The organism is Pandoraea commovens, assembly GCF_024704525.1.
GTDB classification, from domain to species: domain Bacteria; phylum Pseudomonadota; class Gammaproteobacteria; order Burkholderiales; family Burkholderiaceae; genus Pandoraea; species Pandoraea commovens.
The window spans coordinates 4,667,535-4,689,311 of sequence record NZ_CP102780.1 but is presented as its reverse complement, the minus strand read 5'-3'; the positions used below and the strand labels follow the sequence as shown (position 1 = coordinate 4,689,311).

At 62.1% G+C, this 21,777-nt stretch carries 21 protein-coding genes; 13 read left to right on the top strand and 8 right to left on the bottom strand.

What is annotated here, in order from left to right:
* Positions 1 to 19: 19 nt before the first annotated feature.
* The gene (locus NTU39_RS21035) at positions 20 to 1,012 is read right to left on the bottom strand and encodes a bifunctional riboflavin kinase/FAD synthetase (protein ID WP_150664356.1); all 993 of its coding nucleotides are present in this window, start codon (positions 1,010 to 1,012) and stop codon (positions 20 to 22) included.
* A 214-nt stretch (positions 1,013 to 1,226) separates the two neighbouring features.
* Between NTU39_RS21035 and purN the strand changes: the two genes are divergently transcribed.
* The 6 genes from purN to nadC all read left to right on the top strand — a co-directional run bounded on the left by purN (position 1,227) and on the right by nadC (position 8,508).
* The gene (gene purN / locus NTU39_RS21030) at positions 1,227 to 1,886 is read left to right on the top strand and encodes a phosphoribosylglycinamide formyltransferase (RefSeq protein WP_150664355.1); all 660 of its coding nucleotides are present in this window, start codon (positions 1,227 to 1,229) and stop codon (positions 1,884 to 1,886) included.
* A 206-nt stretch (positions 1,887 to 2,092) separates the two neighbouring features.
* Entirely contained in the window at positions 2,093 to 3,403 is a 1,311-nt protein-coding gene (locus NTU39_RS21025) for an RsmB/NOP family class I SAM-dependent RNA methyltransferase (RefSeq protein ID WP_150664583.1), read from the top strand.
* Positions 3,404 to 3,422: 19 nt separating this feature from the next.
* Positions 3,423 to 4,865: a mechanosensitive ion channel family protein gene (locus NTU39_RS21020; protein WP_373275328.1), complete on the top strand. Its 1,443-nt coding sequence runs from the start codon at positions 3,423 to 3,425 to the stop codon at positions 4,863 to 4,865.
* Between the two features lie 317 nt (positions 4,866 to 5,182).
* Positions 5,183 to 6,379, top strand: coding sequence for a DesA family fatty acid desaturase (locus NTU39_RS21015; RefSeq protein ID WP_150664353.1), 1,197 nt, complete (start codon positions 5,183 to 5,185; stop codon positions 6,377 to 6,379).
* 93 nt (positions 6,380 to 6,472) lie between these two features.
* Positions 6,473 to 7,606 (top strand): quinolinate synthase NadA, encoded by a 1,134-nt coding sequence (gene nadA, locus NTU39_RS21010; protein WP_257958480.1) that lies wholly within the window; start codon positions 6,473 to 6,475, stop codon positions 7,604 to 7,606.
* Positions 7,606 to 8,508, top strand: a complete 903-nt coding sequence (nadC, locus tag NTU39_RS21005; protein WP_373275327.1) for a carboxylating nicotinate-nucleotide diphosphorylase — start codon at positions 7,606 to 7,608, stop codon at positions 8,506 to 8,508. The genes nadA and nadC overlap by 1 nt, the downstream gene beginning before the upstream one ends.
* A gap of 102 nt (positions 8,509 to 8,610) precedes the next feature.
* Here the strand turns inward: nadC and nadB are convergent, their stop codons facing one another.
* The 4 genes from nadB to radC all read right to left on the bottom strand — a co-directional run bounded on the left by nadB (position 8,611) and on the right by radC (position 11,774).
* Positions 8,611 to 10,215, bottom strand: a complete 1,605-nt coding sequence (gene nadB / locus NTU39_RS21000; protein ID WP_257958479.1) for an L-aspartate oxidase — start codon at positions 10,213 to 10,215, stop codon at positions 8,611 to 8,613.
* A gap of 243 nt (positions 10,216 to 10,458) precedes the next feature.
* Positions 10,459 to 10,626, bottom strand: coding sequence for a 50S ribosomal protein L33 (gene rpmG, locus NTU39_RS20995; protein WP_039400834.1), 168 nt, complete (start codon positions 10,624 to 10,626; stop codon positions 10,459 to 10,461).
* A gap of 15 nt (positions 10,627 to 10,641) precedes the next feature.
* On the bottom strand, positions 10,642 to 10,875 hold the full coding sequence (gene rpmB, locus NTU39_RS20990; RefSeq protein ID WP_150664350.1) for a 50S ribosomal protein L28: 234 nt from the start codon (positions 10,873 to 10,875) through the stop codon (positions 10,642 to 10,644).
* Between the two features lie 224 nt (positions 10,876 to 11,099).
* Positions 11,100 to 11,774, bottom strand: a complete 675-nt coding sequence (gene radC / locus NTU39_RS20985; protein ID WP_046292941.1) for a RadC family protein — start codon at positions 11,772 to 11,774, stop codon at positions 11,100 to 11,102.
* Between the two features lie 187 nt (positions 11,775 to 11,961).
* On the opposite strand from radC, the gene NTU39_RS20980 reads away from it, so the two are divergent.
* The 7 genes from NTU39_RS20980 (at position 11,962) to NTU39_RS20950 (ending at position 19,192) form a co-directional block, all read left to right on the top strand.
* A complete protein-coding gene (locus NTU39_RS20980; protein WP_039400826.1) occupies positions 11,962 to 12,417 on the top strand; it encodes an FKBP-type peptidyl-prolyl cis-trans isomerase in 456 nt (151 codons plus the stop codon).
* 8 nt (positions 12,418 to 12,425) lie between these two features.
* Positions 12,426 to 13,397 carry a 4-hydroxy-3-methylbut-2-enyl diphosphate reductase gene (gene ispH, locus NTU39_RS20975; protein WP_174984641.1) on the top strand — a complete coding sequence of 324 codons (972 nt, stop codon included), beginning with the start codon at positions 12,426 to 12,428 and terminating at the stop codon, positions 13,395 to 13,397.
* A gap of 767 nt (positions 13,398 to 14,164) precedes the next feature.
* Positions 14,165 to 15,373 carry a branched-chain amino acid ABC transporter substrate-binding protein gene (locus NTU39_RS20970; protein WP_150664348.1) on the top strand — a complete coding sequence of 403 codons (1,209 nt, stop codon included), beginning with the start codon at positions 14,165 to 14,167 and terminating at the stop codon, positions 15,371 to 15,373.
* 211 nt (positions 15,374 to 15,584) lie between these two features.
* Complete coding sequence (locus tag NTU39_RS20965) at positions 15,585 to 16,535, top strand: branched-chain amino acid ABC transporter permease (RefSeq protein ID WP_150664347.1); 951 nt, start codon at positions 15,585 to 15,587, stop codon at positions 16,533 to 16,535.
* 18 nt (positions 16,536 to 16,553) lie between these two features.
* Complete coding sequence (locus tag NTU39_RS20960; RefSeq protein WP_150664346.1) at positions 16,554 to 17,684, top strand: ABC transporter permease subunit; 1,131 nt, start codon at positions 16,554 to 16,556, stop codon at positions 17,682 to 17,684.
* 21 nt (positions 17,685 to 17,705) lie between these two features.
* Positions 17,706 to 18,479 (top strand): ABC transporter ATP-binding protein, encoded by a 774-nt coding sequence (locus NTU39_RS20955; protein ID WP_150664345.1) that lies wholly within the window; start codon positions 17,706 to 17,708, stop codon positions 18,477 to 18,479.
* Positions 18,479 to 19,192, top strand: a complete 714-nt coding sequence (locus NTU39_RS20950) for an ABC transporter ATP-binding protein (RefSeq protein WP_373275326.1) — start codon at positions 18,479 to 18,481, stop codon at positions 19,190 to 19,192. The genes NTU39_RS20955 and NTU39_RS20950 overlap by 1 nt, the downstream gene beginning before the upstream one ends.
* A 130-nt stretch (positions 19,193 to 19,322) precedes the next feature.
* Here NTU39_RS20950 and NTU39_RS20945 read toward each other — a convergent pair whose 3' ends face one another.
* The 3 genes from NTU39_RS20945 to NTU39_RS20935 form a co-directional block, all read right to left on the bottom strand.
* A complete protein-coding gene (locus NTU39_RS20945) occupies positions 19,323 to 19,787 on the bottom strand; it encodes a GNAT family acetyltransferase (RefSeq protein ID WP_150664343.1) in 465 nt (154 codons plus the stop codon).
* Positions 19,784 to 20,281, bottom strand: coding sequence for a GNAT family N-acetyltransferase (locus tag NTU39_RS20940; protein WP_257958477.1), 498 nt, complete (start codon positions 20,279 to 20,281; stop codon positions 19,784 to 19,786). The genes NTU39_RS20945 and NTU39_RS20940 overlap by 4 nt, the downstream gene beginning before the upstream one ends.
* Positions 20,282 to 20,372: 91 nt before the next feature.
* Positions 20,373 to 21,632 (bottom strand): acetylornithine transaminase, encoded by a 1,260-nt coding sequence (locus tag NTU39_RS20935; RefSeq protein WP_246184556.1) that lies wholly within the window; start codon positions 21,630 to 21,632, stop codon positions 20,373 to 20,375.
* Positions 21,633 to 21,777 lie beyond the last annotated feature (145 nt).

The following is a 21,777-nucleotide window of genomic DNA, read 5'->3' as shown; positions in this document are numbered from 1 at the left end:
CGGCGCACGCGGGCGAAGATCAACTAATTCGGTCGGTCGCCGTGGTGGCGAAGTCGCGTCGTACGCTCGGGCCATTGGCGTCGAGCGCATGGGCGAAATAGGCACGGGCTTCGCGCGTGTCCTGCGCAATGGCGGCTTCGAGTTCGGCCAGTCCGTCGAATTTCGCTTCGTCACGCAGTTTCTGCAAAAATTCCACGCGCACCAGTTTGCCGTAGCAATCGCCCACGAAGTCGAGCAGATGCACTTCGAGCAGCACGCGACCGGAATCGTCCACGGTCGGTCGCAGGCCCAGGCTCGCCACGGCGGGCAGCGGTTTGTCCGCCAGACCGTGTACCTGAACGACGAAGATGCCCGAGAGGGCCGGGTGCTTGTGCGCGATGCGCAGATTGAGCGTCGGGAAGCCCAGCTTGCGGCCGAGCTTCATGCCGTGCACGACGTGACCGGTGATCGCGTACGGACGACCGAGCAGCGCGTGGGCGCGCTCGAAGTTGCCGTCGGCGAGCGCCGCACGCACTTCCGAGCTGGAAATGCGCACGCCGTCGTGTGCGATGGTCGGCATTTGTTCGACGACGAAGTCGAAGCGACGGCCAGCGTCGCGCAAGTATTCGATGTCGCCCGCGCGCTTCGCGCCGAAGCGGAAATCGTCTCCCACCAGCAGCCAGCGCGTGTGCAGGCCGTCGACGATGATGTTGCGCACGAAGTCTTCGGGCGACTGTCCGGCGAAATGGGCGTTGAAGTGTTCCACCACGAGACGGTCGACGCCGTGCGAGCGCAGCGCTTCGAACTTGTCGCGCAGATTGGAGATGCGGGCAGGCGCCCGGTCGGGCATGAAGTATTCGCGGGGATGCGGCTCGAACGTCATCACGCACACCGGCAAGCCGCGCGCAGCCGCCGCCGCGCGCACGCGCGCGAGCAGTGCCTGGTGGCCCAGATGCACGCCGTCGAAATTGCCGATCGTCAGCACGCAGGGCGCTTTGCTTTGCGCGTTGGGTAGACCCCGGAAGACTCGCACGATAAGGAAGCGTCTACAGGACGTTGAATGATGAAATAGCCGCGCGGCGTGGCTGAGAGGGTCTGGCGGCCTGTCGCGCCCGGGGACAACCGGTCGACACAGGGCGCTCGAACCGACATTGCGGCGCCGCAGAACGTTGAATTATAAACGCTTCGGGGCCATCGCGGCGCGGATCGCGCTGTCTGGTGCGCCGCGCCAATGATAAAATCCGGCGATGAAGAACATTGTCATCCTGATTTCCGGACGAGGCAGCAACATGCAGGCCATCGTCCGGGCCTGTACCGCAGAAGGCTGGCCGGCCCGCGTGGCCGCCATCATCGCTAATCGTCCCGACGCCGAAGGCCTGGCATTTGCCCAGGAAAACGGCATTCCCACGGCCGTGGTCCCGAGCCGCGACAAGACCCGCGAAGATTTCGACGCCGAGCTGGCCGCCGAGATCGACCGCCACCAGCCCGATCTGGTTGTGCTTGCCGGGTTCATGCGCATTCTCACGCCGGCATTCACCGGTCGCTACGCCGGACGTCTCATCAACATCCATCCGTCGCTGTTGCCCGCGTTCCCGGGGCTGCAAACGCACGCGCGTGCACTGGAAGCCGGCTGCAAGATCGTCGGCGCAACGGTGCATTTCGTGACGGCCGAGCTGGACCACGGTCCGTACGTGCTGCAAACCGCCTTGCCCGTGCGCGACGGCGACACGCCCGAGACACTGGCAGAGCGCATTCTGCCCCTGGAGCACATCATTTACCCGCGCGCCGTGCGCTGGTTCGTGGAAGACCGTCTGGTCATCGCCGAGGGTCGCGTCACGCTGACCCCACGTGCAGACGGCACTTCCGATTCACAAGATTCGCAATGGCTTTTTGGTGAGGACGCATGAGCACCCGCCCGACCCAGCGCCGCGATGGCGCCAAACAATCCGGTCACCGCTCAGGCGGCCGTTCCTCCGATAGCCGTCAGTCGTCCAAGGGTAGCAGTGGCGGCAATGGTGGCAATGGCGAGCGCCAGGAGCGCTACGTCCGTCCCGACAAGTACGACCGCACGCGCTACGAGCGCCGTCCGGACGCCCCGGTCGGTGGCACCGGCATGCGCGGCGAGCGCCTGCCCCCGGCGCTTTTCGAACACACGCAGCGCCTGCTCGGCAGCGTGCTGACGTTCACCGGTCCTGCCGACACGCTGGTCAGCACGTACTTCCGCGCTAACGACAAGCTGGGCCACCGCGAGCGCGGTGTGCTGGCGGAGACGGTCTTCGCCATCCTGCGTCGCAAGCTTGAATTCGGTCAGCATGCCGTGAGCGGCACGGGCTCGCAGGAGCGCCGTCTGGCACTGCTCGGACTAGCCTTCACGCGCGGCATCGCGTCGGTAGAACTCGTCGCCACGCCCGAAGAAGCTACTTGGCTCGAACACGTCGGTCAGATCGATCCGGCCAGCCTCGCGCCGCGAGTGCGCACTAACTTGCCTGCGTGGCTGTACGACCGTCTGGCCGCGCGTTTCGACGCCACCGAACTGGAAGCCCTCGCCGCTGCGCTGAACCAGCCGGCGCCGCTGGACTGTCGTGTGAACCTGATCAAGGCGAACCGCGACGACGTGCTGGCCGGCCTGCGCGAGAGTGGCTTCTCGGCCGAGCCGACCCCGATGGCACCTAACGGCATTCGTCTGGCGGGCAAGCCTGCGTTGCAGAAGCATCCGTTGTTCATGTCCGGTGCCATCGAAGTGCAGGACGAAGGCAGTCAGTTGCTGTGCCAACTGGTCGCACCGCGTCGTGGTGAGATGATCGTCGACTTCTGCGCGGGGGCGGGCGGCAAGACGCTCGCCATCGGCGCGGCCATGCGCTCGACCGGGCGTCTGTATGCGTTCGACGTGTCGGAGAAGCGTCTGGCCAAGCTCAAGCCGCGTCTGGCGCGTAGCGGCCTGTCGAACGTCTATCCGGTGATGATCGACAGCGAGAACGACAGCAAGATCAAGCGTCTGGCGGGCAAGATCGACCGCGTGCTGGTCGACGCACCGTGCAGCGGGCTCGGCACGCTGCGCCGCAATCCGGATCTGAAGTGGCGTCAGTCGCCGCAGTCGGTCGAAGAACTCACGCAGAAGCAGACGTCCATCCTCGCGAGCGCCGCGCGCCTCGTGAAGCCGGGCGGCCGCCTCGTGTACGCGACGTGCAGTGTGCTGACCGAAGAGAACAGCGCGATTGCCGAGGCGTTCCTCGCTGCGCATCCGGACTTCGTGCTGCTCCCGGCGAACGAATTGCTGGCGGCGCAGAAAATCGGACTCGACACGGGCAAGTACCTCGAATTGCTGCCGCACCGCAACGCGACCGACGGCTTTTTCGCCGCCGTGTTCGAGCGTCGTCCGGCTGCCAAGGCTTCAGTCGTGCCGTCAGCTAATATCGACGAATAACAAGAAGAGATAGAAGGATATGGCGATGCAGGAAAGTCCGGCTTTCGCGCGGTTGGTGCGGGATGTCGTTCGCGACTTCGGCGATCCGCAGATCATCTGGCAGATCGTCGCCCTCGTGGGCGCGCTCGCCGTCGCCCTTCTGTTGCGTCGCTGGATGATCGGTCGCCTCGACCGCCATTTCGAGCGCGTCGCACCTGCACGCCGCGCGGGCTCGTCGAGCCTGCGCCGCTCGTTCTTCCCGATGTTCGGCTGGATGTGCGTGGCGCTCACGCGCGTGGTGCTTCAGGAATACACGCACGTCTCGCTGCTGATGCTCGCGGAAGTCCCGTTATTCGGCACTGCGCTCATCTATCTCGCGTTCTACTTCGCCCGCAGGCTGTTCGCCTCGTCGCCCCATGCTTCTGGGCTGCTCAAGGTGTTCGAGCGGGTGTTCACGACGCTCGCCTGGTTCTCGATGCTCGCCTACGTGCTGGGTGTGCACGACGACATCCTCAAGTGGCTCGCCGGCGTGAAGTTCGCGGTCGGCTCAAGCCATCTGACGTTGCTCTCGATGCTGTCCGGCCTGCTCTGGATCGGCGTGACGCTGGTGCTGGCGATGTGGGTCGGCTCGCTGATCGAAGACCGGATCATGCGCACGACCACGCTCGACGGCAACCTGAAGGTGGTGCTCTCGCGTGTGGTCAAGGGCCTGCTGACGCTGATCGCCGTGCTCGCGACGTTGTCGTTTGTCGGCATCGACATCACCGTGCTGGGCGTGTTCGGCGGCGCGCTTGGCGTGGGGTTAGGGTTCGGTTTGCAGAAGATCGCCTCGAACCTCGTGTCGGGCTTCATCATCCTGCTGGACCGGTCCGTGCGCATCGGCGACCTGATCACGGTGTCGACGTATCACGGCACCGTCTCGCAAATCAACACGCGGTACTCGGTCGTGCGCGGGCTAGATGGCGTGGAAGCGCTGGTGCCGAACGAGCAACTGGTGACGAACGTCGTGCAGAACCATTCGTTCACCGAGACCCGGGGACGCGCCAAAGTGAACGTGCAGGTCGCGTATAGCGCGGACGTCGAACTGGCGATGTCGCTCATGCTCAAGGCGGCCGAAGACATCCCCCGCGTGCTTGCGGATCCGCCCCCCTCGGCGCTGTTGCTGAACTTCGGTGCCGATGGGATGGATCTGGAAATGGGATTTTGGGTGCAGGATCCGGCGCAAGGCAGCGGCGCCATCCGCTCCACCATCAATTTGCGGATTTGGCGCACATTTCGTGAGCACGGTATTGAAATTCCGTATGCTCAGCGCGAAATACGTATCCTGAACGACTGGGCGGATGGGATTCCTGCGCAAGCCCCTCATCTGCCGGTCGATGGCCCCGTTTCGCCGGAGAGGGCGCGCGAATTGCCGGATTCGGCCAATGCGACGCCCCAAACGCCCTTGCCACAGGCGGATGACGCTGGAAAGACGGCCCGATAGACCCTTTTCCCTAAGCCGACGGGTTGACCTGCGACAAATTGCGTGGCTGCAAGGCGACACACGGGCAACGGTCCGTCGGGTAAAATGCGTCCCAAACCATAAAACCAGACGTTCACTGGCACGTTTACCGCCCATATCGCACCGGCATCCGCAACTTGCCGACCTCCAGCGAATCGAAGCGTCAAGCGAGCGCAAGAACGAGACCTGACGCGACGGCCTATGTCCACATCGGCCGCTTCGGCCCGACAAGACAAGACACGGCACATTTCGATGCTTAGCCGTGATGCCTACCGTATTGATTAGTTTGGAGTGATATTTTGCTGGACAGTCTCCTTGGATTTCTCTCGACCGGTCTGCTCGACTGGAGCGGCTGGAAGATTTTCTTCTACACGTTGGCCGTCACCCATGTGACGATCGCCGGTGTGACCATCTATCTGCATCGTTGCCAGGCGCACCGCGCGCTCGACGTGCATCCGATCGTCGCCCATTTCTTCCGTTTCTGGCTGTGGATGACCACGGGCATGATCACGAGCGAGTGGGCTGCGATTCACCGCAAGCACCACGCTAAGTGCGAAACGCCGGAAGACCCGCACAGCCCGCAAACGCGCGGCCTGTGGAAGGTGCTGGCCGAAGGCGCCGAACTCTATCGCGCTGAAGCGAAGAACGAAGAAACGCTGCGCAAGTTCAGCCACGGCACGCCGAACGACTGGATCGAGAACAACATCTACAAGCGTTACCCGATTCTGGGTATCAGCATGATGATGATCATCAACATCGCACTGTTCGGTGCCCTCGGTCTGACCGTGTGGGCTGTGCAGATGGTGTGGATCCCGTTCTGGGCCGCTGGCGTGATCAACGGTCTGGGCCACTACTGGGGCTACCGCAACTTCAATTGCGCCGATGCGTCGACGAACCTGCTGCCGTGGGGCATCATCATCGGCGGCGAAGAGCTGCACAACAACCACCACACGTACGCCACGTCGGCCAAGCTGTCGAACAAGTGGTACGAATTCGACATCGGCTGGCTGTACATCCGTACGCTGTCGTTTGTGGGCCTGGCCAAGGTGAAGAAGGTTGCACCGACGCCGAAGCTCGCAAAGATCAAGGCGGCATGCGACGACGATACGTTGCAGGCCGTGCTCTCGAACCGCTATGAAGTGATGGCGCGTTACGCGAAGACCTTCCAGCGTGCCTACGGTGAAGAACTGGCGCGCTTCAAGGACAAGCGTCAGCATGGCGAATATCAGCTGTTCCGCGGTGCGCGCAAGTGGCTGCATCACGACGAAGCATCGCTGCAAGAGCCGCAGAAGCAGCAACTGGGCGAGATCTTCGCGCACAGCAACGCCGTGAAGACGTATTACGAACTGCGTCGCGAACTGGCCGGTATCTGGGACCGTTCGAACGCTTCGCGCGAGCAGTTGCTGGGTCAGTTGCAGAACTGGTGCCATCGCGCCGAGCAAAGCGGCATTCACGCATTGCAGGAATTCGCGACGCGTCTGCGCCGCTACGCGTGAACGGGTTCAGCCAGAAATCTGTTTTTGACGCATAATCGAAACCCCGCCACGGCGGGGTTTTGTCATTCCCGGTCCCCCTCGGGCCACGCGAAAATGAATGCCTCACTTAAATCCGTAGAATTCGAGCGCCCCGCATCGAGTGGCGCCACGTGCGTAGCCCACGCCTGGGCGCGTGTCCCGGATGCGCCGTCGCAGGAGGAACGCGCGGCGCTCAAGGCCAAGATCAAGCGTTTGCTCGTTGAGCGAGACGCCGTGTTGGTGGCGCACTATTACGTCGATTCCGACCTGCAGGATCTCGCCGAAGAGACCGGCGGCTGCGTGGCCGATTCGCTCGAAATGGCGCGTTTCGGCCGGAATCATGCCGCCAAGACGCTCGTGGTGGCCGGCGTGCGTTTCATGGGCGAGACGTCGAAGATTCTGAGTCCCGAAAAGCGCATTTTGATGCCCGATCTCGACGCGACCTGTTCGCTCGATCTGGGCTGTCCGGCAGATGAGTTCGCCGCATTCTGCGATGCGCATCCGGATCGCACGGTCGTCGTCTATGCGAACACGAGTGCCGCCGTGAAGGCGCGTGCCGACTGGATGGTGACGTCGTCCATCGGCCTCGAAATCGTGGCGCATCTGCACGCGCAGGGTAAGAAGATTCTCTGGGCACCGGACCGACATCTGGGTAGCTACGTCCAGAAGCAGACCGGGGCCGACATGTTGTTGTGGCAGGGCGCTTGTCTCGTACACGACGAGTTCAAGGGCACTGAACTTGAACTGCTGCGCCGCGAATACCCGAACGCCAAGGTGCTGGTGCACCCGGAGTCGCCTGCCGCGGTCGTCGAGCTGGCGGACGTGGTCGGTTCGACCTCGCAAATGATCACGGCGGCGCAGACCATGGATGCCACCGAGTTCATCGTGGCGACCGACAACGGTATTCTCCACAAGATGCGCGCCGCAGCGCCGGGCAAGCGCTTTATCGAAGCGCCGACGGCGGGCAACAGCGCCACGTGCAAGAGCTGCGCGCACTGCCCTTGGATGGCGATGAACAGCCTGCAAAATCTGGCCGACGTGCTGGAGACCGGGGCGAACGAAATTCACGTCGATCCGGAGATCGGCCGTCGCGCCCATACCTGTATCGACCGTATGCTGACGTTCGCTGAAGCGCGCAAACAGAACGTGCGCGCCAGCGGTGATTTCGCGCGCGACGGCGCACTCTTTTCCGGTGTAGGCCCCGCATAATGACGCAATCGAAAACGTTGAGCACTGCCGAGGCACTCTCCCCTGAATTCGCCGTTTTCGGCGAACCGATCGAAGCGGCAATGACGCGCAATGTGCGCGATGCGCTGGACGAAGACATCGGCAGCGGTGACCTGACGGGCCTGCTGGTGCCGCCGGATGAAATGGCGCATGCGCGCATCATCGTGCGCGAGTCGGCCGTGCTTTGCGGTGTGCGCTGGTTCGAGCGCTGCATGCAGGGCGTGGACGCGTCCGTACGCGTGCAGTGGCACTACCGCGAAGGCGAGCGCATGGCGCCCGATTCGGTGGTGTGCGACATCCAGGGTCCGGCGCGTGCGTTGCTCACGGGTGAGCGCACGTCGATGAACTTCCTTCAGATGCTCTCTGGCGTTGCGACCTCCGTGCGCCGGTATGCGGATATCGTGGAGGGCACCAAGGCACGCGTGCTCGATACGCGCAAGACCTTGCCTGGCCTGCGCCTCGCGCAGAAGTTTGCGGTGCTCGTTGGCGGCGGGACGAACCAACGTCTCGCGCTCTACGACGGCATTCTGATCAAAGAGAATCACATCGCGGCCGCTGGCGGCATTCGTCAGGTACTGGCAAACGCCGATCGTCTGGCTGACGGAGCGTCCGTCCAGATCGAAGTGGAGTCGCTGGAAGAGTTGGCGACGGCGCTCGAATGCGGCGCAACGTCGATCCTGCTCGACAACTTCACGCTGGAAATGATGCGTGAAGCGGCGCGCATCTCGGATGGACGTGCTGTACTGGAAGCGTCGGGCGGCATCAATCTTGAAACGGTGCGTGCGATTGCGGAGACGGGCGTCGACCGTATTTCCATCGGCGGGCTGACGAAGGATGTCCGTGCGACCGACTTCTCCATGCGGATTCTGGAGACGGTGGGGTAATCGTCTCGATCAATCCGCCGCGCTGAAATGGCGTGGCAAGCAAAAAGGCCGCAGGTTTGACCCTGCGGCCTTTTTGTTTGCGTGATCGGTTGAGCGTGTGACTTACCGCTTGCGGCGCGGCAGCGGTGGCGAAATCACCGTCGGCAGCGCCTTCGGCAGCGTATCGGGGAAGTCGCGCGAGAAGTGCAGTCCCCGGCTTTCGCGACGCGACAACGCGCTATCGACGATCAGCGACGCGACGTCCACCAGATTCCGAAGCTCAAGCAAATCCCGGCTGACGCGGAAATTCGCGTAGTACTCGGCGATCTCCTCGCGCAGCAGGGCAATGCGATGTTGCGCGCGCTCCAGTCGCTTGGTCGTGCGCACAATACCGACGTAGTTCCACATCATGCGGCGCAGCTCGTCCCAATTGTGGGCGACGACGACTTCTTCATCCGCATCCGAGACGCGGCTTTCGTCCCAGGCGGGCGCATCGGTGGTGGGCGGATGTTTGGCTTCGTCCCGTTGGATATCTTCTGCCGCCGCCTTCCCCAGCACAATGCACTCCAGCAGGGAGTTGCTGGCAAGTCGGTTCGCGCCGTGCAGACCCGTGCATGTCGCTTCCCCGACGGCATAAAGCCCCGGCAGATCGGTGCGGCCGCGCATATCGGTCACAACTCCGCCGCAGGTGTAGTGCGCTGCGGGTACGACCGGAATCGGCTGCTTCGTGATGTCGATGCCCAGCTCTGCGCAGCGCGCCAGAATCGTCGGGAAATGCTCGCGCAGGAACTCGGGACTTTGGTGGCTGATGTCGAGATAAACGCAGTCGAGGCCGTGCTTTTTCATCTCAAAGTCGATGGCGCGGGCGACGATGTCACGCGGTGCCAGTTCGGCGCGCGGGTCGTGTTGCAGCATGAAGCGGGTGCCGTCGGGCAGCACCAGGCGGCCGCCTTCACCGCGCACGGCTTCCGAGATCAGGAACGACTTGGCGTACGGATGGTAGAGGCACGTCGGGTGAAACTGGATGAACTCCATGTTCGCTATGCGGCAACCCGCGCGCGACGCCATGGCAATACCGTCGCCGGTGGCCGTATCGGGGTTCGTCGTATAGAGATAGACCTTGCCCGCACCGCCGGTGGCCAGCACCGTATGCCGGGCCGTCATGGCGTGCACCTCACCGGTGCCGAGATCCTGAACGTACAAGCCCTGACAGTGACGGCCGACTGTGGGCGCGTCGTCGGCGCGATCGGAGGTGATCAGATCGACGGCGAAGTGATTCTCGAACAGCGTGATGTTCGGATGTTTGCGCACGCCCTCGGTGAGCGTGGCGATGACGGCATGCCCGGTGGCGTCGGCGGCGTGAATGATGCGTCGGTGGCTATGTCCGCCTTCGCGCGTCAGGTGAAAACCGAGTTCGGCCTCTGAGTCACGGGTAAAAGGTACGCCCTGTTCGATGAGCCACTCGATGGCTTCGCGGCTGTGTTCAACGATGAATCGCGTGGCTGCTTCGTCGCAGAGGCCTGCGCCAGCGATCAGGGTGTCGGCGACATGCTCGTCGACGCTGTCGGTCGAATCCAGTACGGCGGCGATGCCGCCCTGTGCCCAGTCGCTCGCACCTTCGGGCATCGGACGTTTGGCGACGAGCGCCACACGGCAGGTATTGGCCAGATGCAGGGCGACGGACTGGCCGGCGAGCCCGCTGCCGACGATGACAACATCGAAATTCATGATACGCGTGGTGTCTGGGATCGACGCGACGACACGGGCGCGATCCTCGTAATGGGAGAGGACCCAGTATAGCGAGTCAATACGCGCGTGGCACATGACCCTATGCGCACATCGGGGAAATCGTGCTTGCAAAGACTACGCATAGCGTAGCGGTGCACTTTTCGGGACGCGTAAACGAAAATACCCCGCCAGAGGCGGGGTATCGAACGCAGTAGCAAGCTACTGCGATGAAACCTGTTGATCTTATTTGATCTTGGTTTCTTTGTATTCGACGTGCTTACGAGCCACCGGGTCGAACTTGCTGATAGCCATCTTTTCCGGATGGGTACGCTTGTTCTTGGTGGTCGTGTAGAAATGACCCGTGCCTGCGGTCGATTCCAGTTTGATCTTGTCGCGAGCGCCTTTTGCCATGATGAGCTCCTAAACTTAGATGGCGTTACGCGAACGCAGGTCCGCGAGAACGACATCGATGCCGACCTTATCGATCAGGCGCAAGCCGGCGTTCGAAAGACGCAGACGCACAAAGCGGTTTTCGCTCTCAACCCAGAACCGGCGATTTTGCAAGTTCGGGAGGAAACGACGCTTGGTTTTGTTGTTGGCGTGGGAAACGTTGTTGCCGACCATCGGCGCTTTCCCGGTCACTTGACATACGCGTGCCATGAAGCACTCCTAACCCAGAATTCTGTGTAAAAAAAGGTGAGTCGAAAAGACAGACCGCGATAATACCACAAAAATCCCAGACAAATCAATCGCTTTAGTCGATGTAGGACGTGAGTCCCTGGCGGGAAACGTCTGTCGGAGATTCGGGAAGGGAAGGAGTATAGCGTAAGCCGGGCCCGAAAGCGACCCGGTTGCCGAATTTGTGTGCAGGGTGTTGTTCCACGTCACAGTTCACCGCCCTCGGCCATTGAGTAGACGGTGTCTCCCGCCACGATGAAATGATCGAGCAGACGGATCTCCAGCAGGGCCAGTGCATCGCCCAGTTGACGCGTGAGCGCAAGATCGGCTGCACTTGGCGTCGGGATGCCGGACGGGTGATTGTGGGCCACGATGATGGCAGCCGCATGAAGGTCCAGCGCTGCACGCACGATTTCCCTCGGGTAGGCGCATGTCTGGGTGAGTGTGCCCTCGAACATGATGCGCGTGCCGACCAGCCGATGTGCTGCATCCAGAAACAGGCAGACGAAGCGCTCGCGAGACATATCCTGCAACGTGAGCCGCAGATAGTCGCGCACGCGGGTGGGCGAATCGAGCAGGCAGCCCGACTGCATTCCCTCGCGCAACATGCGGCGCGCGACTTCGAGGGCCGCCTGAAATTGGAGCGACTTCGCCTGACCAAGCCCCGGTATCTGACGCAGCGTCTCGAACGGGGTGGCAAGCAGGCGGGCAAGCGAGCCGGTGCGTGTCAGCAACTCGCGCCCGAGTTCGACGGCGTTGCGGCCTTGCGAACCGGTGCGCAGCAAGATGGCGAGCAATTCGGCATCGGACAGGGCATTCGGCCCATGGGCCAGCATTTTTTCACGAGGGCGCTCAGCGAGCGGCCAGTGGGCGATGGACATGACGACTCCAGCATCGGGGACCGATGATCGGACACGGCCACGCGCATGATCGCGGGTGTCACGGATGACAAGGGAAAGACAAACCGGGAAGCCGCCACGGGAAAATTTCGGGGCGGCTTTGATGGGGAGCCGGACGCGCAACGCGTCGTCGCTTACAATAATAGCTTGACCTTGCTGTGAGACCCCCATGAGTTCTGTTGCAACCCCCGTGGTTCAAGACAATTCCTATCTGACGCTCCACTACCGGATTGGCGCGCCCGATGGCGCGGACATTGTCAACACTTTCGAAGGCACCCCTGCGACGATGCAGCTGGGCGGCGGCCAGATGGCGCCGACGCTGGAGCAGGCGATGCTGGGCATGACAGTGGGGGAGCGACGCCGCGTCGAGCTGGCACCGGAGCAGGCCTTTGGCCCGCGCAATCCGGATCTGCTGCAACGCGTCTCGATGAAGACGTTGCAGGAGAACAGCAACTTCGGGGAAGAATATAGCGTTGGCGATCTGGTCGAGTTCAACGCGCCGAGCGGTGGCCGCTATGCGGGCATCCTGCGCGAACTGGGCGACGGCTGGGCATTGTTCGACTTCAACCATCCGCTGGCGGGCCAGCCGATCGTGTTCGAAGTCCAGATTATTGGCATTCTGTAGGAATCGAAATGAGCGCCACCCAAGTCGTAGCACCGATGTTGTCGGATGCAGAAATCCTGCTGGCTCAGCCGCGCGGCTTTTGCGCGGGGGTCGACCGCGCGATCGAGATTGTCGAACGCGCGCTGGCGATGTACGGCGCACCGATCTACGTGCGTCACGAAATCGTGCACAACGTGTATGTCGTGGAGAACCTTCGCAAGAAGGGCGCGATCTTCATCGAAGAATTGTCCGATGTGCCTTCGGGCAACACGCTGATCTTCAGCGCGCACGGCGTCTCGCAAGCGGTGCGTGCCGAGGCCGAATCGCGCGGTCTGCGCATTTTCGATGCGACTTGCCCGCTCGTGACGAAGGTTCACGTCGAAGTCGCCAAGATGCGCGGACAAGGTCTCGAAATCATCATGATCGGCCACAAGGGTCACCCTGAAGTGGAAGGCACGATGGGGCAGTCGGGCGAGGGCATGTTCCTCGTCGAGACGATCGAAGACGTGCTCGCGCTGCAAGTGGCCGACGAAAGCAAGCTGGCTTTCGTGACGCAGACGACGTTGTCGGTCGACGACGCTGCCGAAGTCATCAACGCGCTCAAGAAGCGCTTCCCGCTGATCACCGAGCCGAAGAAGCAGGACATCTGCTACGCCACGCAGAATCGCCAGGACGCGGTGAAGTTCATGGCACCGCAGTGCGACGTGGTCGTGGTCGTCGGCAGCCCGAACAGCTCCAACTCGAACCGTCTGCGTGAAGTGGCCGAGAAAATGGGTGTGCCCGCCTATATGGTGGATTCGCCGGATCAGCTCAAGCCGGAGTGGTTCGACGGCAAGCGTCGCATCGGTGTGACGGCTGGCGCTTCGGCACCCGAGGTGCTGGCGCAGTCGATCGTGTCGCGTCTGCGCGAACTGGGCGTCAATCAGGTCAAGGTGCTCGACGGCGTGGAAGAGAACATCGCGTTCCCGCTGCCCAAGGGCTTGACCCAAATGGCGAGCTAAGAAGCAGTACGCCGGGTTAGGCTGCGGCGCCAGCGGCGCACCGACCACCCGCAGCAAAACTCACGGCCTGTGCTCACACTGCATGGCCGATAAACCGGGTGCCGTACCTCACGGCCCCGGTTTTTTTACGCCTGTCCGCCCGCGTCTCCCGCCCGCCTGCGCTTCCTGCCCCGCACCCCAATCCTCTGCCGGTCGCATCAGGCCGCCTGAGGTTGCCGACCGTCGTTCGTCCATCCGCCCGTCGAACGCTGCAAAAAAACCATTGCGGTATTTTCGCACCGTCACCGCAAATTTCGCACAACCCCCGCATGTCGGAAATTGGAGGTTTTAACGTCTCGTCTGCCAAAACCGAATGACATTATTGATAATTCAACGAACATAGAATTAAAGAAAATAAAAATCGTCCGGATTTCCGGAATCTAATTATTTATATGCTTGCTTAATTAGAAAGAACCCTCCAAATCCAATGGGCATGCTAATTGCTTACTAGATTGGTATGGCATCCGGGCCCTTGAATGGTGCACCGGTTGCACCATAAGGCCGCCCGGGGAATCGCGCGCGGGCGCGTAAAACCATTCACAAATTCGGGGTTGCGCTTTTGAAAAGATAGGGTTGCACAAGTCGGTATAAAACCTTAGTCCTCCATTATGGAAAACCCTGTGGCTACGGGCGTCGCAGCCGCAAAGAATGGAGTTACAATGCGCGCGTTTCGCATACGAAACATCGATTTGGCGTTATTAAATCGCCGACAATCTGGAGATAATCACATGCAACTCAAGTTCGCGAAGGTACTGCCCGTAGTCGCCGCGGTGACGCTGCTGGCGGCTTGCGGCCAGAAGGAAGAAAAGCAGGCCGATTCGGGTGCCGCTTCTGCACCTGCCGCGACGACTGCCGCCAGCGGGGGCGGCGATGCGGTTGTCATTAAGATCGGTCACGTTGCACCGTTGACGGGCCAAATTGCTCACTTGGGCAAAGATAACGAAAATGGTGCACGCCTGGCCATTGAAGAGGCCAACAAGGCGGGTCTGACCATCGATGGCAAGCCGGTCAAGCTTGAGCTGGTAGCAGAAGACGACGCCGCCGATCCGAAGACCGCAACGCAGGTTGCTCAGAAGCTGGTCGACGAGAAGGTTGTCGCCGTGGTGGGCCACTTGAATTCGGGCACGACGATCCCGGCCTCGAAGATCTATAGCGATGCGGGCATCGTGCAGATCTCGCCGTCGGCGACCAACCCGGCTTACACGCTGCAGGGCTTCAAGACGACCTATCGCGTGGTCGCCACCGACGCACAGCAGGGTCCGGCACTGGCTAACTACGCGACCAAGTCGCTCAACGCCAAGTCGGTCGCCATCGTCGACGACGCCACGGCATACGGCAAGGGTCTGGCCGACGAGTTCGAGAAGACCGCCAAGGCCAACGGCCTGAAGGTGCTCTCGCACGACGCGACCAACGACAAGGCCACGGACTTCCGCGCCATTCTGACCAAGATCAAGGGTGAGAAGCCGGACATCATCATGTACGGCGGTATGGATGCCACCGGCGGTCCGTTCGCCAAGCAATCGAAGGAACTGGGTATTGGCGCCAAGGTGCTGGCCGGTGACGGCGTGTGTACCGACAAGGTGGCCGAACTCGCTGGCGACGCCATCGACAACATCGTCTGCTCGGAAGCGGGTATGGCGCTGTCGAAAATGGAAGGCGGTGCGGACTTCTCGAAGCGTTACGAAGACCGCTTCAAGCAGCCGATTCAGATCTACGCCCCGTTCACGTATGACGCCGTCAACGTGATCATCGATGCGATGAAACGTGCCAACTCGGCAGACCCGGCCAAGATCCTGGCGGCCATGCCGGCCACGGACTACAAGGGTGTCATCGGCCACATCGCCTTCGACAGCAAGGGCGACATGAAGGAGCCGGTGATCACGCTCTACAACTACAAGGATAAGAAGAAGAGCGTGCTTGACGTGGTGAAGATGTAAGTCCCGGGCGCTCGCGCCATGAAACGGCACCGCTGCCTACCCGTTCGGTGCCGTATCACTATCTGCGGAAAGAGGCCGTGCCTGCATGACGGGCACGGCTCTCCTCCTGACACAGGATTACGCCTCATAACCCGCAGTTCTCTCGGCCCCCTCGCGCGCCTTATCGGGCAAGCGTGTCGAGAGCCCGTTTCCGGGACAAGGAGTTAGCTTCATGGATATCTTTATCCAACAAATCTTGAACGGCCTCGTGCTTGGCAGCGTCTACGCGATCATTGCACTGGGCTATACGATGGTCTACGGCATTCTGGGCATCATCAACTTTGCCCACGCCGACGTGATGATGATCGGCGCGATGGTCGCGCTGTCCACCATCAACCTGCTTTTGAAGATCGCGCCGGACATGAACCCGGCGCTCATGCTGGCGATTGCCACGCTCGTGTGTATGCCCGTGTGTGCGATAGCCAACTTCGTGATCGAGCGTGTGGCCTACCGGCCGTTGCGCAACGCGCCGCGCCTGGCCCCTCTGATCACCGCCATTGGCGTCTCGCTGCTGCTGCAGACGATCGCCATGCTGATCTGGTCGCGTAACCCCCTCTCGTTCCCGCAACTGCTGCCGACCGACGCCATGAACGTCATTCCGCCGCGCGACGGCCACCCAGGGGCGGTGACTAACGGCACCGGCATCGTGATCGTGGTCGTGGCGTTCCTCGTCATGTTCGGTCTGACCCAGCTCGTGAACCGCACCAAGCTCGGGCGCGCCATGCGTGCGACGGCGGAAAACCGCAACGTCGCCGGTCTCATGGGCGTGAACCCGAACTTCGTGATCTCCGCGACGTTCGCCCTCGGTGGCGCACTCGCCGCGCTCGCAGGCGTGATGATGGCCTCGAACTACGGCAACGCGCACTTCTACATGGGCTTCATCCCCGGCATGAAGGCGTTCACCGCTGCGGTGCTCGGCGGTATCGGCAACTTGCAGGGGGCGATGGTCGGCGGCGTGCTGCTTGGGCTGATCGAAGCGTTGGGGGCGGGCTACATCGGCGATCTGACCGGTGGCGTCTTCGGGAGTAACTATCAGGACGTGTTCGCTTTCGTCGTGCTGATTGTGGTGCTGGTGTTCCGTCCGAGCGGTCTGCTCGGCGAGCGCGTGGCAGATCGTGCATAAGCGGGGAGGATCGACATCATGAATCAACCCGTGCAAACGTCGCCGGCGACGCAGATTTCTGCCGCCGCCGCGACCCGCAAGGCCTATCGCGGCCTTGCGTTCTTCCTGATCGCTGCCATTTTCGCACCCATGCTCGTCGGCTACGCCGGCGGCAACTACTGGGTGCGTGTGCTCGACTTCGCGCTGCTTTACATCATGCTCGCGCTGGGCCTGAACATCGTGGTGGGCTTCGCTGGCCTGCTCGATTTGGGGTACATCGCGTTCTATGCGGTGGGGGCATACGTCACGGCCTTGCTCAGCTCGCCGCACCTGACCGTGCACTTCTCCTGGATTGCCTCGATGTTCCCGGGTGGCCTGCATGTACCGGTCTGGCTCACGATACCGATAGGGGCGGCTATTGCGGCGATCTTTGGTATCTTGCTGGGGGCGCCGACGCTGCGTCTGCGTGGCGACTATCTTGCCATCGTGACGCTGGGCTTCGGCGAGATCATCCGTATCTTCATGAACAACCTCGACAGGCCGGTGAACATCACCAACGGCCCGATGGGGATTACCGGGATTCAACCGGCATCGCTGATGGGTTTCGATTTTTCGAAGGCCCACAATTTCTTCGGCGTGCAGGTCAACTCGGTGTACATGTACTACTACCTGTTCGTGATCCTCGCGCTACTCATCGCGTTTGTGTGTGTGCGCTTGCAGCACTCGCGTATCGGACGCGCTTGGGTGGCCATTCGTGAAGACGAAATCGCCGCCAAGGCAATGGGCATCAACACGCGCAACATCAAGCTGCTTGCGTTTGCGATGGGCGCGTCGTTCGGCGGCGTGGCAGGTGGCATGTTCTCCGCGTTCCAGGGTTTCGTCTCGCCCGAGTCGTTCACCTTCTGGGAGTCGATCGTCGTGCTCTCGATGGTGGTGCTCGGCGGCATGGGCCACATTCCGGGCGTGATCCTGGGCGGTGTTCTGCTCTCGGCCTTCCCTGAGTTGCTTCGCTCGACCCTGGGACCCTTGCAGATGAAGTTGTTCGGTAGCGTCATCGTCGATCCCGAAGTGATCCGGCAGTTGCTGTACGGTCTGGCCATGATTTTGATCATGCTGTACCGTCCGGCCGGCCTGTGGCCGTCGCCGCGTCCGGAAGAGCGGACTCTGTAAGTCGAGGGAGATGACCTGAATATGAGCGAACAAATTCTTCTGTCCGTCAAGGGCGTGAACAAGCGCTTCGGCGGTCTGCAGGCCCTCACTGACGTGGGCCTGGAGATCAAGCCGGGGCAGATCTACGGGCTGATCGGCCCGAACGGCGCGGGCAAGACCACGTTCTTCAACGTGATCACCGGTCTCTACACCCCGGACTCCGGCGAGTTCCGGCTCGACGGTGCGGCTTACAAGCCGACCGCCGTGCACGAAGTCGCCAAGGCCGGTATCGCACGTACGTTCCAGAACATTCGTCTGTTTGGCGGCATGACCGTCGTCGAGAACGTGATGGTCGGGCGTCACGTGCGTACGAAGATGGGTGTGATCGGCGCCATCGTCCGGTATCCGGGTGCGAAGGCCGAGGAGCGCGCCATCCGCGATCGTGCGATGGAGTTGCTCGAATACGTGGGCGTGGCGAAGTACGCCAACTACACGGCAGCGAACCTCTCGTACGGCCACCAGCGTCGTCTGGAGATCGCGCGCGCGCTCGCCACCGATCCGAAGCTGCTGGCATTGGACGAACCGGCCGCTGGCATGAACGCCACGGAAAAGGTCGAGCTGCGCGGTTTGCTCGACAAGATCCGTAGCGACGGCAAGACGATTCTGCTCATCGAGCACGACGTGAAGCTGGTGATGGGTTTGTGCAACCGCATGACGGTGCTCGATTACGGCAAGGTGATTGCCGAAGGTTTGCCGCAGGATGTCCAGAAGAATCCGGCGGTGATTGAAGCGTATCTGGGTTCGGGAGGCCATTGATGAGCGCAATGTTGACGATCAAGGGCCTGAAAGTCGCTTACGGCGGGATTAAGGCGGTCAAGGGCATCGACCTGAGCATCGAGCCGGGCGAGCTGGTCACGCTCATCGGCGCGAACGGTGCAGGCAAGACGACAACCATGAAGGCCATCACGGGCTTGTTGCCGTGGGCCGATGGCGACATCGAGTATCTGGGCAAGTCGATTCGCGGCGTGAAGGCGTTCGATCTGCTCAAGCAGGGGCTGGCGATGGTGCCGGAAGGTCGCGGCATCTTCACGCGCATGACCATCCTCGAGAACATGCAGATGGGGGCGTATCTGCGCAACGACAACGCGGGCATCAAGCAGGACATCGACAAGATGTTCGGCATCTTCCCACGTCTGAAAGAGCGTAAAGATCAGCTCGCGGGCACGCTCTCGGGCGGCGAACAGCAGATGCTGGCCATGGCGCGTGCGCTCATGAGCCAGCCCAAGCTGTTGCTGCTCGACGAGCCGTCGATGGGTCTCTCGCCGATCATGGTGGAGAAGATCTTCGAAGTGGTGCGTACGGTGTCGGGCGAGGGCGTGACGGTGCTGCTCGTGGAGCAGAACGCACGTCTGGCGCTGCAAGCGGCACATCGTGGCTACGTGATGGACAGCGGGCTGGTCACCATGACCGGCGACGCGAAGGACATGCTCGACGATCCGAAGGTGCGCGCCGCGTATCTGGGGGAGTGAGTGTCGAATTCGCGTGACCGACCGACGGCGAGCCGTCGCCAGTCGGTCCGTGGATGAGCAAAGGGCGCCGAAGGCAACTTCCGGCGCCCTTTGTGTTTTCACGACATTCGAAGGCTGCGCGACGTAGCGCCTACTGCGCCATCGCTGCCAGCGGCAGCCGCTTGCCGAGGCTTATGACATCGTCGGCGGCGTAGCCGTGTGCGTTGTAGAACGCGAGGGCTTCGCGCGACTGCGTGAGCACTTGCAGATTGAGCTTGAGACAGCCGCGTGCGGCCAGCGCGATTTCAGCGTGATGCAGCAACGCGCTTGCCACGCCGCGACGTCGCAACGCATGCGCGACGGCCAGCGAATAGACCCAGCCGCGATGTCCGTCATACCCGGCCATGACCGTGCCGACGATCTTGCGTTCGCGCACGGCGACGAAGAACAGGTCGTCCTGCATGGCCACCTTGTTGGCAATCGAGCGTCGCGGTTCGCGATGTGGCTTGTCGGCGCGGTTGTACTCCGGAAAGGCTTCGCGCCAGAGCGCGATGACGGCGTCGGTATCCGCGTCGTCGAATGTGCGGATATGGATGTCGGCGGGCATGCGGGTCATGGTGCTTCCTGTTGGCCGGTGTAGATGTCCGGCCGGTGAATCTGCATCATCTTGTTCACCGCGCCGAGCGGCTCGAAGCCATAGCGCGCGTAGAGACTTGCGGCATCGGTCGTGGCGAGCAGAAAGCGACGCAGCCCTTGCAGTGCCGGATGCGCAAGCACATCCTCGCACAGGCGCTTGCCGATCCCCAGACCGCGCATGGACGGATCGACGAACACGTCGGCCAGATAGGCGAACGTGGCGTGGTCGGTGATCACGCGGGCGAAGCCGACCTGGCGTGCAGGCCCACCTTCGACCTGCGTCGCATACGCGCCAAAACAAAGCGAATGCGTGATCGCGCGCATGAGCGTGTTGCGCGGAATGTCTTGCGCCCATGCTGTTTGCGTCGACAAGGCGTTGTGGATGAAGCCGATGTCGAGCCGTGCGGGATCGGCCGAAATTTCGACGATGGCGTCGGCGGGCGGTGTCGGGTGGCCCTGGCTCATGTCGTTCATCGATGGAGTCTCCAATGGGGTGTCGTTCTGACTCGCGCGAATCACATTCGGGCGAGTGTCGTCATGCGAAACGCTGGGTTCATGCGTGCATTCAGACGTGCTTCGCGAGCAGCGTGTCGAGCATCGACAGCATCTGATCGATCTCTTCGCGGCTCACGTTCAGTGCGGGCATGAAGCGCAGCAGGTTCGGACGTGCCGAGTTGAGCAGCAGCCCGTCCGGTGTCATGTCGCGTGCGGCTTCGACCAGTTGCGGGCCGATGTCGCGACCGAGCAGCAATGCACGGAGCAGACCCGCGCCGCGTTCCCCCTGACCGCCGTAGCGCGACGACAGATGCTGCAATCCGGCGCTCAGATAATCCGCTTGCGCACGCACGAATTCGAGGAAACCCGGCGAGCTGACCGTGCGCATCACGGCGAGTCCGACGGCGCACATCAGCGGGTTGCCGTTGTACGTGCCGCCCTGATCGCCCGGCTGGAAGACGGCGAACTCGTCGCCGCACAGCATGGCGGCGAGCGGCACACCGCCGCCGATGCCTTTGCCGAGCGTCATGATGTCGGGTTTGATGCCCGACTGCTGATACTGGAAGAGGGTGCCGGTGCGTCCGCAGCCGGTCTGCACTTCGTCCACGATCAGCAGGAGTCCGCGCGCCGTCGTCAGTTCGCGTAGCGCCTTCATGAACTCGGTCGTTGCGGGCACGACACCGGCTTCGCCCTGAATCGGTTCGAGCATCACGGCCACCGTCTCGGGCCCGATGAGGGCTTCGACCGATGCGATGTCGTTCAGCTCGGCCTTCGGAAAGCCGGGCACCTGCGGTGCGAAGATCGTATCCCAGCCGGGCTTGCCGCTTGCGGACATTGTCGCGAGCGTACGGCCGTGGAAGGCGTTCTTGAACGTGATGATCTCGAAGCGTGCCTTGCCTGCGTTGTTCGGGTGCAGTTGCCCCCACTTGCGCGCGAGTTTGATGGCGCTTTCGTTGGCTTCTGCGCCGCTGTTGGCGAAGAAGACCTTACCGAGTCCGGAGAGATTGGCGAGCAGATCGGCCAGCTCGATCATCGGCAGGTTGTAGTAGGCGGGGCTCGGGTTGAGCAGTAGCGAGCCTTGTGTGGCGAGGGCGTCGCGCATGACCGGGTGGCAATGGCCGAGGCTGTTCACCGCCCAACCCTGAATGAAGTCGAGATATCGCTTGCCTTCGTGGTCGTACAGCCAGCCGCCCTTGCCGTGCGTGAACACGAGTTCGGGACGCGTAGTAATCGGCAGCAGTGCCTGCGTGGGCAAATCGGCGAACTTGGCATGGCGTGCCGCCTTGGACGAGGTTGACGATGCAGCGGCGGACGGTTGAGCAAGCGACATAACGGTCTCCGAAGGTAGGTGAGAAGAGACTTGGGAATAAAAAAAGCCACGGGGGTTGCCCGTGGCTTCGCTGTGCTTGAGAACTTGCGTGTTATCGCAGTCGATAGCGTGCGCCGCGGCATCCCGGTTGGGGCAGCGTACGGCG